13 protein-coding genes are annotated in these 13,190 nt (G+C 72.0%); 11 read left to right on the top strand and 2 right to left on the bottom strand.

The window, feature by feature from the left end:
- Positions 1–80 precede the first annotated feature (80 nt).
- The 3 genes from ACIGEP_RS00945 (at position 81) to ACIGEP_RS00955 (ending at position 4,693) form a co-directional block, all read left to right on the top strand.
- On the top strand, positions 81–401 hold the full coding sequence (locus ACIGEP_RS00945; protein WP_082886057.1) for a WhiB family transcriptional regulator: 321 nt from the start codon (positions 81–83) through the stop codon (positions 399–401).
- A gap of 66 nt (positions 402–467) precedes the next feature.
- The gene (locus tag ACIGEP_RS00950; protein ID WP_396659762.1) at positions 468–3,308 is read left to right on the top strand and encodes a glycosyltransferase; all 2,841 of its coding nucleotides are present in this window, start codon (positions 468–470) and stop codon (positions 3,306–3,308) included.
- Positions 3,305–4,693, top strand: coding sequence for a DUF5719 family protein (locus ACIGEP_RS00955; protein WP_396659763.1), 1,389 nt, complete (start codon positions 3,305–3,307; stop codon positions 4,691–4,693). The genes ACIGEP_RS00950 and ACIGEP_RS00955 overlap by 4 nt, the downstream gene beginning before the upstream one ends.
- Positions 4,694–4,717: 24 nt before the next feature.
- Here ACIGEP_RS00955 and ACIGEP_RS00960 read toward each other — a convergent pair whose 3' ends face one another.
- Positions 4,718–5,140, bottom strand: a complete 423-nt coding sequence (locus ACIGEP_RS00960) for a metallopeptidase family protein (RefSeq protein WP_396659764.1) — start codon at positions 5,138–5,140, stop codon at positions 4,718–4,720.
- 29 nt (positions 5,141–5,169) lie between these two features.
- Complete coding sequence (locus tag ACIGEP_RS00965; protein WP_396659765.1) at positions 5,170–5,790, bottom strand: TetR family transcriptional regulator; 621 nt, start codon at positions 5,788–5,790, stop codon at positions 5,170–5,172.
- A gap of 52 nt (positions 5,791–5,842) precedes the next feature.
- On the opposite strand from ACIGEP_RS00965, the gene ACIGEP_RS00970 reads away from it, so the two are divergent.
- The 8 genes from ACIGEP_RS00970 to mtrA all read left to right on the top strand — a co-directional run bounded on the left by ACIGEP_RS00970 (position 5,843) and on the right by mtrA (position 13,174).
- Positions 5,843–6,466, top strand: coding sequence for a biotin transporter BioY (locus ACIGEP_RS00970; protein ID WP_396659766.1), 624 nt, complete (start codon positions 5,843–5,845; stop codon positions 6,464–6,466).
- The gene (locus tag ACIGEP_RS00975) at positions 6,463–7,152 is read left to right on the top strand and encodes an energy-coupling factor ABC transporter ATP-binding protein (RefSeq protein WP_396659767.1); all 690 of its coding nucleotides are present in this window, start codon (positions 6,463–6,465) and stop codon (positions 7,150–7,152) included. The genes ACIGEP_RS00970 and ACIGEP_RS00975 overlap by 4 nt, the downstream gene beginning before the upstream one ends.
- Positions 7,146–7,739, top strand: coding sequence for an energy-coupling factor transporter transmembrane component T family protein (locus ACIGEP_RS00980; protein WP_396659768.1), 594 nt, complete (start codon positions 7,146–7,148; stop codon positions 7,737–7,739). The genes ACIGEP_RS00975 and ACIGEP_RS00980 overlap by 7 nt, the downstream gene beginning before the upstream one ends.
- A 51-nt stretch (positions 7,740–7,790) precedes the next feature.
- Complete coding sequence (locus ACIGEP_RS00985; RefSeq protein WP_396659769.1) at positions 7,791–7,997, top strand: DUF3499 family protein; 207 nt, start codon at positions 7,791–7,793, stop codon at positions 7,995–7,997.
- 22 nt (positions 7,998–8,019) lie between these two features.
- The gene (gene ahcY / locus ACIGEP_RS00990) at positions 8,020–9,477 is read left to right on the top strand and encodes an adenosylhomocysteinase (protein WP_396659770.1); all 1,458 of its coding nucleotides are present in this window, start codon (positions 8,020–8,022) and stop codon (positions 9,475–9,477) included.
- Positions 9,478–9,538: 61 nt separating this feature from the next.
- Complete coding sequence (locus ACIGEP_RS00995; RefSeq protein ID WP_396659771.1) at positions 9,539–9,973, top strand: Fur family transcriptional regulator; 435 nt, start codon at positions 9,539–9,541, stop codon at positions 9,971–9,973.
- A 38-nt stretch (positions 9,974–10,011) separates the two neighbouring features.
- Positions 10,012–12,351 (top strand): catalase/peroxidase HPI, encoded by a 2,340-nt coding sequence (gene katG, locus ACIGEP_RS01000; protein ID WP_396659772.1) that lies wholly within the window; start codon positions 10,012–10,014, stop codon positions 12,349–12,351.
- Positions 12,352–12,493: 142 nt separating this feature from the next.
- Positions 12,494–13,174, top strand: coding sequence for an MtrAB system response regulator MtrA (gene mtrA, locus ACIGEP_RS01005; protein ID WP_396659773.1), 681 nt, complete (start codon positions 12,494–12,496; stop codon positions 13,172–13,174).
- Positions 13,175–13,190 lie beyond the last annotated feature (16 nt).

Raw genomic sequence — 13,190 nt, forward strand, 5'->3', positions numbered from 1 at the left:
CGACTTGACCGGAGCGAATCACACGGGTGTAATTAGGCATCGGCCGCACCGCGGCGAGTGTCTACAGGTGGGAGAGCAAGATGACGGGTTACCGTTCCGGCGTTCCCGAGAATTGGTTCGTCGACCCGGTGAACCTCGGGGTCCCCGGTGTCCGCCGGCGCGTCGAGACCGATGAGGACACCGCACTCGCATGGCAGGCGGATGCGCTCTGCGCGCAGACCGACCCCGAGGCGTTCTTCCCGGAGAAGGGCGGATCGACGCGCGACGCCAAGCGGATCTGCACGTCCTGCGACGTGCGCGGCGAATGCCTCGAGTACGCGCTCCAGAACGACGAACGGTTCGGCATCTGGGGCGGACTCAGCGAGCGCGAGCGGCGCAAGCTCAAGCGTCGCGCATCCTGAACCGATCTGCGCCACCCCGCCCGGCCTCCGCGTATCGGCGAGGTCGCGACCTAGGCTGACCTGGTCATGCCCGCCCGAGTACACGCGATCCTCGTCGTCCGCCCCCACGGACGAGGCCCCACGGATCTTCATCTGAGCCGCACCCTCCGCGCGCTCGCCGCGCAGACGCGCCGTGCCGACGTGCTGACCGTAGTGCTGTGCGGACCGGATGAGACCCTGACCCGTCTCGCCTCCGAGTCCGGAGCCGAAGCCGTGATCGTGGCGGGTCGGAACACCGGCTTCGCCGACGCGCTGCGCCTGGCCGGCCGTCGGATATCCGGCGACGCGGTCTGGTTGCTGGCGCAGGACACCGCGCCCGCGCCCGATGCCCTCGCCCGACTGGCGGGGGCCCTCGAGACGGCTCCCTCCGTGGCGCTCGCCGCACCCAAACTCGTCTCCTGGGACGACCCGAGCCGCATCGTCTCCCTGGGGGTCACGCTGACCCGCACCGGCCGCACGGTGGGTCTGGCCGACGGGGAACTGGATCAGGGTCAGCACGACACCGGCGAGGACGTGCTCGGTACGGACATCCGTGGCGCACTCGTGCGGACACCCGTGTGGCGGGCCCTCGGCGGCGTCGATCCGGGTCTCTCCGGGGCGGACGAGGGTCTCGACCTCGGCATCCGCGCCCGCTTGGCAGGCGGACGCGTGGCCCTGGCGCCGACCGCGATCGTCGCCGTCGCCGGCGACGGTGTGGCGGGCATCCCCGGCGGTCGCACCGCGGGCGCGCGTGGGCGCCGGCTGTACGCGGCACGCAAGGCCCAGTTGCACCGAAGGCTCGTCTACGCCCCTGCACCCGTCGTCCCGCTGCACTGGCTGTCGCTCCTTCCGCTCGCCCTGTGGCGGACCCTCGGTCACCTCGTCGCGAAGAACCCGGGAAGGATCGGCCCGGAGTGGGCGGCGTCGGTGTCCGTCCTCCTGGGCCTCGCCTCGATCATCCGTGCACGGCGGACGATCCGGCGCACGCGCACGACGTCCTGGTCGTCCCTCGCGCAGCTGCGCATCGGCCGGCGGGACCTCCGCGAGCGTCTCGAAGACGAAGCGGATGCCGCGGCCGCACCCCGCGAGGAGCTGCGCTTCTTCAGCGGCGGCGGGGCGTGGGTCGTGCTCGGCGCCCTCGCCACCTCGCTCCTCTCCTTCAGCGCCCTGCTGGCGTGGCCCGTGCTCGGCGGCGGAGGTCTCGCCCCGCTGCGCAGCGGTGTCGTCGCCCTGTGGACGGACGCCGCCTACGGACCCCGCGCGCTCGGGTGGGACACGGTCGGTCCTGCGGACCCGTTCGCGGCGGTGGTCGCCCTCATCGGATCGCTCTCGCCGCTGGCCCCCTCGCGCGCTCTCGTGATCCTCTGGGTGCTCGGACTGCCCTTGGCCGCACTCGGTGGCTGGTTCGCAGCGACCCGCGTCACCGAGCGCTCCGTGCTGCGGTGCGCGGCGGCCTTCGCGTGGGCGGTCGCCCCGACCTTCCTCGTCGCGCTGATCGAGGGGCGTCCTGCCGCCGTCGTCCTGCACCTGGCGCTGCCGTGGCTCGTCTACACCGCGGCCGCGGCGCGGCGATCCTGGAGCAGCGCCGGACTCGCCTCGATCATCCTCGTCATCGTGGTCGCGTGCGCACCGTCCCTCGCGCCCGCCGTCGCCGTCCTGTGGCTCCTGGCACTGATCCTCGTCATCGCTGTGCGGCGGGGGCGCGGCTCCGGTCGCGTCGCCTGGCTCGTGATCCCGACGGTCGCCGTGTTCCTGCCTCTCGTCTGGTACCACGTGACGACGGGTGACCCGCTCGCCGTGTTCGCCGACCCGGGCCGGCCGCTCGCCGTCACGGGGAACCCGGACGGGCTGCTGCCCAGGATCCTCTTCGCGTTCGGCTATCCGTCGACCGACGGTGCGGGCTGGTTGCCGTTCCTGGGGGAGGACGGTCGTGCCTGGTGGGTGGCCGCCTTCACCGCCCCCGTCCTGCTCCTGGCACTGCTCGCTCCCGTCCTCGGCCGGCTCCTCCCCGCGTCGCTCGCACTCGTCGCGGCCGCACTCGGCGTCGCGACGGCGGTGCTCGCGTCGGGTGTCGCCCTGACCGCGGCCGCCTCCGGCCCGGTCACCGTCTGGCCGGGCAGCGCCCTGTCCCTCGCGTGGGCGGGACTCGTGCTGGCCGCGATCACCGGACTCGACGGTTTCCGCCGCGTCGACGCGCTCGTGCCGGTCGCTGCATCCGTCGTCATCGCCTTCCTCGCGGTCGGTGCCGTCCCCGCCCTCACGGCCGTGCTCCGGGGGGATGCCGCACTCACCGACGGCCCCTCGAGCACGCTGCCCGCCTACGTGCAGACCGCGGGGAGCGAGGGCGAACGAGACGGCGAGCAGACGGCGACCCTCGTCCTGACCGCACAGGCGGATGCCGCCTACTCCGCCTCCGTGGTGTGGGGGGCGAGCGAGACGCTGGGAGGGCAGACCACGGTGCAGTCCACGCGGCCCGAGCTCACCGCCGGTGATCGGGAGCTCGCGCACGTGACCGCCGATCTGGTCTCCACCGCCACGGGGGACGTCGTTTCGGATCTCGCGCGGCACGGCATCGCCTACGTCCTCCTCGAGGAGGCGCCGGACGAGAGCGACGTGGCGCGCGCGGCGCGCCTCGGTGCGCAGAACCTGCTGAACCAGCGGGCCGACCTGGTGAGCGTCGGCGACACGGCGCGGGGCACCCTGTGGAGCGTGGAGGGCACGATCGCCGAGCGCACCGTCGACGATGCCTCGGGCCCGCACTCGGTGCGCGTCGCCCTCCTGCAGCTCGGCGTGATCGTGATCGCGCTGCTGCTCGCCGTCCCGACCCGGGCGAGCCTCCGGGCCGGACGCCGTCATCCGCGCATCATCGGCGAAGGGGCCCGGCTGTGACCGCCGCGCGCCGCATCCGACGCGGGGTGGGGGCCGTCGTGAGCCTGCTCGTCGTGGCCGGGACGTTCTTCGTCGTCACGACACCCTGGCAGGGCGTGGAGCGCTCGACGCTGTCGATCACGACGCGGCCCGAGCCGGCGACATCCGTCCTCTCGTGCGACGGTCCGATCGTCGCGGCGGGGCGCGACGTCGACGATCCCGGCGCCCTGCAGGTCGCCGCCGGCGCGAAGGTCGTCTCTGGGACGGCGGCGGGCTCGCCCGGCCCCGTCGCCGGCGAGATCGCCTCGGCGATCGAGGGGGCGGATCCCATCCCGTCGTTCTCGGCCGAGCCCGTCGACCGGGTGCGTGCCGACCTCGCCGCCGCGCAGTCCGCCCGCGTCACGGCCGATGACCTCGTGGGCTTCGCGGCATCGACCTGCGCGCCTCCCGCGATGGAGACCTGGCTCGCTGCGGGGAGCGGACTGACCGGCGCGTCCGACCTCGTGGTGATCGCGAACCCGGGCGACGTCGCCGCACGGGTCGACCTCACCGTGTTCGGCGTCGACGGGCGGGTCGCTCCCGAAGCCGGAACGAACATCCTCGTGCCCGCGGGGGAGCAACGCATCGTCCCGCTCGCGGCGCTCGCGCTCGGCGAGGCGAGCCCGGTCGTGCTGGTGTCGGCGACGCAGGCACCCGTCCACGCGGTCCTCCAGTCCACGCTGACCCGGACGCTCGTCCCCGTGGGAGTGGACCAGGGCGGTGCCACCGGCCTGCCGCAGACCTCTCAGACGATCCCGGCGTTCTCCGCCGTCGGAGGCGGTGACGAGCCGACCGACACCACGGTGCGCCTGCTCGCTCCGTCCGACGACACCACCGCATCGGTCACGGTGACACCGGTCGGCGGTTCGATGACGGCGGCGACGTTCCCCGACCTCGCGCTGACGGCGGGAGTGCCGATCGAAGTCGACCTCGACAGCCTCCCCGAGGGGCGCTACCGCGTCGAGGTGCAGGCGGATGCGCCGGTCGTCGCCGCCGTGCACGCCTCCACGGGGGCGGATGCCGGTTCCGACTTCGCCTGGTACGGGACGGCCGACGACATCAGCGTCCCGACCCTCGTCGCGGTCGCCGACGGGCCGCGGCCGCAGCTCGCCCTCGTGAACCCGGGTGCCGAGGAGGTCGCAGCGGTCCTCGTGGACGACGCCGGGGCGGGTGAGCCGCGCGAGGTCCGCATCCCCGCGGGCGGTTCGGTGTCGGTGGATCTGGCGGCGGGCGGGCTCTATCGACTCGATCCGGCGGGCGGCGCACTGCGTGCCGGCGTGACGTTCACCGCATCGGACGCGATCGCCGGGTACGCCGTCGTTCCGGCCGATGCGGCTGCCGCGCCGGTCGAGGTCCGACCGCGCTGATCGGCTCCCCGGTCGCCGCGCGGGTCAGAACCGGAAACGATCGGGACCGAGGTCCCACGGGTCGCGATCGAGGTACTCGGCGGCGGCGCGGAAGACGCAGCTCTCGATCATCATGCGCCGGTGGAGGTCGTCATTGCGGTGCAGCCGGGCGAGCCGCTCGATCGGCAGGCGGAACAGCACGATGCGCTTCTGCTCGCTGTGCACCTCCCAGCGGGGGATCCCGTCGTCGTCGGCGGCCTCGGGCATCCATCCGATGTCGAATCGGACCTCGCGCAGTTCGGGCCAGGCACTGCGCAGGAACTCCACCGCCGTCGTGACGGTCAGGTCGAACTTCTCGGCGCGTGTCTCGATCGCGGGCAGCGGCGGCCGGACCACAGGGCTGCGGTCGAGGCGCCCGTGCCTGCCGTGGCGGTCGGGGCGGGCGGCCGTGCGCGCGCGACGCCTCACAGATCCCCCTTGCTGAGCATGACGCCATCCTAGGCGCCGGGCACCCGCTCGGTGTCCGCGCGCCACGGTGCGATGCCGCCCGCGATGAGTGCCATCGCCGCCTCGAAACCGTCGTCCGCGGGGCGTAGGGCCGACTCGGGGGTCACGGCGACCTCGGATGCCGCAGCGCCCCAGGCATCCGCTGCGCGACGCTGCTGCTCGTGGAAGGTGACTCCGACGACGTAGTGCGTGATCGCGTCGGCGACGACGGCGGCCGCGGGGGAGCCGTCGACGTGACGCAGGGCCTCGTGCAGCGGTGACGGGACCAGTCCGAGGGCGAGCGAGCTGGAGACGACTTCGGCGCCGTCGCGATGGGCGAGCAGGCGGTCGCGGAGCCGACGTCCGAGGGTCACCGCGGCGCCCTCGAGGTCGTCGGGGTCGCTCGCCCGCAGGATGACGGCGGCGAGGATGCGGCTGCTCACAGAGGCCAGCAGCTCCTGCTTGCTGGCGACGTGCCAGTACAGCGCGCTCGGCTGCACACCCAGCTCCTCGGCCAGGCGTCGCATCGACAGATCGGGCAGGCCGACGCGGTCGAGGAGGTCGAGCGCCGCGTCGACGACGTCGTCCTTCGACCGGCGGGCGACGCGAGGGTTTGGATCGCGCGGAGTCATGCCGTTACCCTACCTGAACAGTGTTCACGTGAACGCCGTTCAGGAGGATGACATGACCCCGTCGACGCCCGCGCGCACCCCGCGCCTGGACACGACCGATCTCGCCCGCGCCGCCGTCTTCGTCGGTGTGATCGCGATCCTCGGCCTGCCCGGGTCGTTCTCCGTCTTCGGCGGCGTCCCGATCACCGCCCAGACGCTGGGGGTCATGCTCGCCGGCGCGATCCTCGGCCCGCTCGTCGGCGCGGTCTCGGTCGGCACGCTGCTCGTCCTCGTGGCCGTCGGCCTGCCGCTGCTGGCCGGCGGCCGCGGCGGAGCGGGTGTCTTCGTGGGGCCCACCGCCGGGTATCTCCTGGGTTGGCTCGTGGGTGTCGTGGTGATCGGACTCATCGTCCACCTGGGCGGACGTCGACCGGTCTGGTGGCGCACTCTCCTGGGCGTCGTGATCGGCGGAGTGGTCGTGGTCTACGCCTGCGGCATCCCGATCCAGAGCCTCGTCATGCGCATCGGCGCCGACCAGGCCCTCCTCTCGAACCTTGCGTTCGTCCCCGGCGATCTCGCGAAGGCCGCCATCGCCACCGCCGTGGTCGGCGCGCTCGTCAGGGGGTACCCACGCGCCTTCCGTCGCACATGGGCGCCGCGTGCGGCCGCGCCGCGAGAAGCGGCTCCGGTCCGGTGACGACCCTCCTGCGTCTCACCGGGGTCTCGGTGAGACTGGCCGACGTCGACGTGCTGCGAGCCGTCGATCTGGCACTCGACGCGCGGACGGTCGCCGTCATCGGCGACAACGGCTCGGGCAAGTCGACCCTTGCCCGTCTCATCGGCGGACTCGTCCGCCCCTCGACGGGGCGCGTCGAGGTCCTGGGGTTGGATGCGGTGACGGATGCTGCGGCTCTCCGCCGCCGCGTCGCCGTCGTCTTCAGCAATCCCGACGCCCAGATCATCATGCCGACCGTCGCCGAGGACGTCGCCTTCTCGTTGCGCGCGGATCGGCTGCCGCGCGCAGAGCGCGACAGCCGCGTCGCCACCGCCCTCGACCGGTTCGGCCTGACCGCGCTGGCGGACCGTCCCGCGTACGAGCTCTCGGGTGGGCAGAAGCAGCTCCTCGCCCTGTGCGGTGCTTTCGTCCGTGCGCCGGACCTCGTCGTCGCGGATGAACCGACCGCGTTCCTCGACGGCCGCAACGCGCACGCCGTCGCCGCGCATCTGCTCGCCGACACCGGGCATCGTCTTCTCGTCGTGACGCACGACCTCGATCTCGCCGCCCGCTGCGACGTCGCCGTGCGGGTCCACGACGGCCGCATCGCCGATGTGGGGGAGGCCGAGGGCGTGGTGGCCGCCCATGCGGCGAGCTGGCGGTGCTGACCGCGTATCGCCCCGGCAGGGGACCGTGGCACCTTATGCCGGCGGGCCCGAAGACCGCGGTGCTCCTCGTCCTGACCCTGGCCGTCTCCCTGCTCCCCACCGTCTGGCCGGCGGCGGCGATCTCCGGCGTCGTCTGTCTCGCGTGCTACGCGGTGCCGGGGGTCGGCCTGCGGGCGCTCGGACAGCAGGTGTGGGCGCTCCGCTGGCTCGTCGTGGTGGCCTTCGGCATCCCATGCATCTTCCTGGGCGTCGAGGCGGCGCTCGTCGGCACGATCCGGATCGTCGCCGCCGTCTCGCTCGCGGGCCTGCTGGCGGCGACGACACCCGTCGCCCTGCTCCTGGATGTCGTCGAGCGTGCACTGCGCCCGCTCCGGCCCCTGGGGGTGGATGCCGCCCGCGCCGCCCTGCTGCTCGTCGTCGCCCTCGGGACGGTGCCCACGCTGGCGCGCCTCGCGCGCGAGGTCCGCAGCGCGCAGCAGGCGCGGGGAGCCCGCGGCATCCGGGTGTTCGTCGTCCCCTTCCTGGTGCTGGCCCTGAGGCACGCGGACGACCTGGGCGACGCGCTCACGGCGCGCGGGGTGCGCTGACCCCGGCGCGGCATCCGTCCCGCGCAGGGGGCGGCCGATACCGTGGACGGGATGCTCGACAGACTCTGCTCCAAGGTGGGCTGCGCCCGCGAGGCCGTGACGACCCTCACGTACGACTACGGCGACCAGATGGCGGTCCTCGGCCCACTGGGCGCCGGCGATGACCCGCACGCGCACGACCTGTGCGCCATCCACACGAGCCGCATGTCGGTCCCCAAGGGCTGGGTCGTCGTGCGTCACGAGACCCTCCGCGTCTGAGTCCGCGTGGGAGAATGGGCGCGTGCCCACTCCCGTGAAGACCATCGAACACGTCGTCGCCGACCTCGCGCTCGCCGATGCCGGCCGCCACCAGATCCGCCTCGCCGAGAACGAGATGCCCGGTCTCATGGCTCTCCGCGAGGAGTACGGTCCGTCGCAGCCCCTCGCCGGCGCGCGCATCGCGGGCTCGCTGCACATGACGGTGCAGACCGCGGTGCTGATCGAGACGCTCGTCGCGCTCGGCGCGCAGGTGCGCTGGGCCAGCTGCAACATCTTCTCGACGCAGGATGAGGCTGCCGCGGCCGTCGTCGTGGGCCCCGCCGGCTCCGTCGCCGAACCCGCCGGTGTCCCCGTCTTCGCCTTCAAGGGCGAGACCCTGGAGCAGTACTGGGAGCTCGCCGACCGGATCTTCGACTGGTCCGAAGAGGGCTTCGACGGGCCGAACCTCATCCTCGACGACGGTGGCGACGCGACGCTCCTCGTCCACAAGGGCGCCGAGTTCGAAGCGGCGGGGGCCGTTCCGGACGCTGGTCCCACCGACTCCGCCGAGTACCGCATCGTGCTCGAGACGCTGCGTCGTTCGATCGCCCGCGACCCGCAGCGCTTCACGCGCATCGCCGCGGGCCTCCTCGGCGTGACGGAGGAGACCACCACCGGCGTGCACCGCCTGTACGAGCTCCACGCCGCCGGGAAGCTCCTGTTCCCCGGGATCAACGTCAACGACTCGGTCACGAAGTCCAAGTTCGACAACAAGTACGGCATCCGACACTCCCTTCCCGACGGCATCAACCGGGCCACCGATGTGCTCATCGGCGGCAAGGTCGCGTTCGTCGTCGGGTACGGCGACGTCGGCAAAGGGGCGGCCGAGGCGCTGCGCGGTCAGGGGGCGCGCGTGATCGTGAGCGAGGTCGACCCGATCTGCGCCCTCCAGGCCGCGATGGACGGCTACCAGGTCGCCCGGCTCGAGGACGTCGCGGACCAGGTCGACATCGTCATCACGGGCACCGGCAACACCCGCGTCGTGACCGTGGACCACCTGCTCTCGCTGAAGCACCTCGCGATCGTCGGCAACGTGGGTCACTTCGACGACGAGATCGACATGGCAGCGCTCGAGTCGCTGCCGGGGGTCGAGAAGATCGAGATCAAGCCGCAGGTGCACGAGTACCGCCTGCCGAACGGACGCAGCATCCTGGTCCTGTCCGAGGGTCGACTGCTGAACCTCGGCAACGCGACGGGGCACCCGTCGTTCGTCATGAGCGCCTCGTTCACGAACCAGGTGCTCGCGCAGATCGAGCTCTACACCAAGCTCGAGGAGTATCCGACGGGCGTCTACGTGCTGCCGAAGGCGCTCGACGAGAAGGTCGCGCGCCTGCACCTGCCCGCGCTGGGGGTGCAGCTGACGCGGCTCAGCGAGGAGCAGGCGGCGTACATCGGAGTCCCGGTCGACGGGCCGTACAAGCTCGATCACTACCGCTACTGACGCAACACGCCCGGCACCGGCGTTTTTTTGACTGGATCAAAACAACGTCTAAGCTGACGGCATGACCGATCCCGTGACCGACCCCGCCGCCGCCCTGCGCGACGCGGGATTGCGGGTGACGGAGTCGCGACTGGCGGTTTTCGCCGCGCTCGCCGCGCATCCGCACGCCAGCGCCGAGGCGGTGTACGCCGAGGTGGCGGGCGGGTTGCCCAAATCCAGTCGGCAGTCCGTGTACAACGCGTTGAACGACTTCGTCGACGCGTCGCTCGTCCGCCGGATCGAGCCCGCCGGGCAGCCGATGCTCTTCGAGCTGCGCGTCGACGACAACCACCACCATCTCGTCTGCACGTCGTGCGGTCGCGTCGAGGACGTCGAGTGCGCCGTCGGCGCCGCGCCGTGTCTGCACCCGTCCGACCACCACGGCTTCCGCATCGCGGTCGCCGAGGTCACCTATTGGGGCCTCTGCGGCACCTGTGCTGCAGAGGCTGCCGCCTGAGCTTGCCCTCTCCCACACCCCCGAACGGAAGGATCACCATGAGCGACCGTGACCCCCAGGCCGAACCCCTCGGCGCCGAGGCCACCGACGTCGACCAGGCCGTCACCCCCATCGACACCCCCGTCGACGAGCGCGCGGACGGCGAGGACCGCCCGCGGTCCAACGAGGCCGACGGATGCCCGGTCTTCCACGGTGCGCCCGGTGCGGACCGCGAGAACCACGGCGCCCAGCCCCACCCCACGGTCGGGTCTGCGAACCAGGTCTGGTGGCCGAACCAGCTGAACCTGCGCATCCTCAAGAAGAATCCTTCGGTCGGCAACCCCGTCGGCGAGGACTTCGACTACAAGGCGGCCTTCGAGAGCCTCGATCTCGCCGCGGTGAAGTCGGACATCGCCGAGGTGCTGACGACCTCCCAGGACTGGTGGCCCGCCGACTTCGGCAACTACGGCCCCCTCATGATCCGCATGGCGTGGCACTCCGCCGGCACCTACCGCGCGACCGACGGTCGCGGCGGCGGCGGCACCGGCCAGCAGCGCTTCGCGCCGCTGAACAGCTGGCCCGACAACGTCAACCTCGACAAGGCCCGCCGCCTCCTGTGGCCCGTCAAGAAGAAGTACGGCCAGTCGCTCTCCTGGGGCGACCTCATGATCCTCGCGGGCAACGTCGCGCTCGAGACGATGGGATTCGAGACCTTCGGCTTCGGCGGCGGCCGTCCCGACGTGTGGGAGCCGGACGACGACGTGTACTGGGGTCCCGAGACCACGTGGCTCGCCGACGAGCGCTACACCGGCGACCGCAACCTCGAGAAGCCGCTCGCGGCCGTCCAGATGGGGCTCATCTACGTGAACCCCGAGGGCCCGAACGGCGAGCCCGACCCGATGAAGTCGGCGCGCGACATCCGCGAGACCTTCGGTCGCATGGGCATGGACGACGAGGAGACCGTCGCCCTCATCGCGGGCGGCCACACCTTCGGCAAGACCCACGGCGCCGCCCCCGACACGAACGTCGAGGCGAACCCCGAGGCTGCCGGCATCGAGCAGCAGGGCCTCGGTTGGAAAAACAACCACGGCACCGGCAAGGGCGACGACACCATCACATCGGGTCTCGAGGTCACCTGGACCTACCACCCGACCCGCTGGGACAACGAGTTCTTCCACATCCTCTACGCCTACGACTGGGAGCTCATGCGCAGCCCCGGCGGCGGTCACCAGTGGCGTCCGACGAACGGCGCCGGCGCCGACATGGTGCCCCTCGCGCACTCCGACGGCCGCCGCGAGCCCCGCATGCTCACCAGCGACCTCGCCCTCCGCACCGACCCGGCCTACGACGCGGTCTCGCGTCGGTTCAAGGACGACCCGGTCGCCTTCGGCGACGCGTTCGCCCGCGCCTGGTTCAAGCTGACGCACCGCGACATGGGTCCCGTCGCCCGCTACCTCGGCCCCGAGGTGCCGCAGGAGGAGCTCATCTGGCAGGACCCGGTGCCGGCAGTGGATCACCCCCTGATCGACGAGGCCGCGGCCGCCGACCTCAAGGAGCGCATCCTCGCGACCGGCCTCACCGTTTCGCAGCTCGTGTCGACGACCTGGGCCGCGGCATCCACCTTCCGCGGCAGCGACAAGCGCGGCGGCGTCAACGGCGCCCGCATCCGCCTCGCGCCCCAGAAGGACTGGGAGGTCAACAACCCCGCCCAGCTGCAGACCGTCCTCACCGCCCTCGAGGGCGTGAAGGCCGCGTTCGACGCCGAGCAACAGGACGGCACGAAGGTCTCCCTCGCCGACCTCATCGTGCTGGCGGGCAACGCCGGCGTCGAGAAGGCCGCGAAGGATGCCGGAGTCGAGGTCACCGTGCCCTTCCACCCGGGCCGCACCGACGCGTCGCAGGAGCAGACCGACGAGCTCTCGTTCGGTTACCTCGAGCCGGCGGCCGACGGTTTCCGCAACTACTACGGGCCGAACGCGTTCCTCCCCGCCGAGCACCACCTGATCGACAAGGCGAACCTGCTGACGCTCAGCGCTCCGGAGACGACCGTCCTCGTCGGCGGCCTCCGTGCTCTCGGCGCCACCTGGGACGGCTCGTCCTACGGTGTGTTCACCGACCGGCCCGGCGTGCTCACGAACGACGTGTTCGTGAAGCTGCTGGACCTCGGCGCCACCTGGAAGCCGCTCGACCCCGGATCGCACGCGTTCCGCGGAACGACGGCGGACGGCGGCGAGATCGGCATCGGCACCCGCGTCGACCTCGTCTTCAGCGCGAACTCGGAGCTGCGGGCCATCGCCGAGGTCTACGCCTCGGACGACGCGTCGGAGAAGTTCGTCCGCGACTTCGTCGCCGCGTGGACCAAGGTCACCGAGCTCGATCGGTTCGACCTCCACGCCTGACCCTGCACGCCGGTGGCACGGCCCGTCCCTCCGGGGGCGGGCCGTGCGCCGTTCTGCCGGGCAGGTCACGGTTCGGTTACTGTGGACTCACCCGTGGGCGGAGCACCGGCATCCGCTGACCCTGAAGGACGACATCGGCCCTATGACATCGCGCATCCTGGTTGTCGACGACGACACCGCTCTGGCAGAGATGATCGGCATCGTGCTGCGCACCGAAGGCTTCGACGTCGCCTTCTGCGCCGACGGTGACGCCGCCGTGGATGCCTGGCGGGAGGAGCGGCCCGACCTCATCCTGCTCGACCTCATGCTCCCGGGGATGGACGGGATCGAGGTCTGCACGCGGGTGCGTGCCGAGTCCGGTGTGCCGATCATCATGCTGACGGCCCGCACCGACACTGCCGATGTCGTCCGCGGACTCGAGTCCGGCGCCGACGACTACATCGTGAAGCCCTTCAACCCCAAAGAGCTCGTCGCCCGCATCAAGACGCGTCTGCGGCCCACGACCGAGGCGCGCTCCGAGAGCCTGCGCATCGGCGACCTGACCGTCGACGTCGCCGCCCACGAGGTGCGCCGCGGGGACGCCGCGATCGCTCTCACCCCGCTCGAGTTCGAGTTGCTCGTCGCCCTCGCCTCGAAGCCGCAGCAGGTGTTCACCCGCGAGATGCTGCTCGAGCAGGTCTGGGGCTACCACTACAAGGCCGACACCCGGCTGGTCAACGTCCACGTCCAGCGCCTGCGGGCGAAGGTCGAGCGCGACCCCGACAACCCGCAGATCGTGACGACCGTGCGCGGTGTGGGCTACCGCGCCGGCGCCGCGGTGTGACGATCCGGAGCCTCCC

Origin of the sequence: Microbacterium sp. NPDC077663, assembly GCF_044542795.1 — a bacterium.
In the GTDB taxonomy this organism is placed as follows: Bacteria; Actinomycetota; Actinomycetes; order Actinomycetales; family Microbacteriaceae; genus Microbacterium.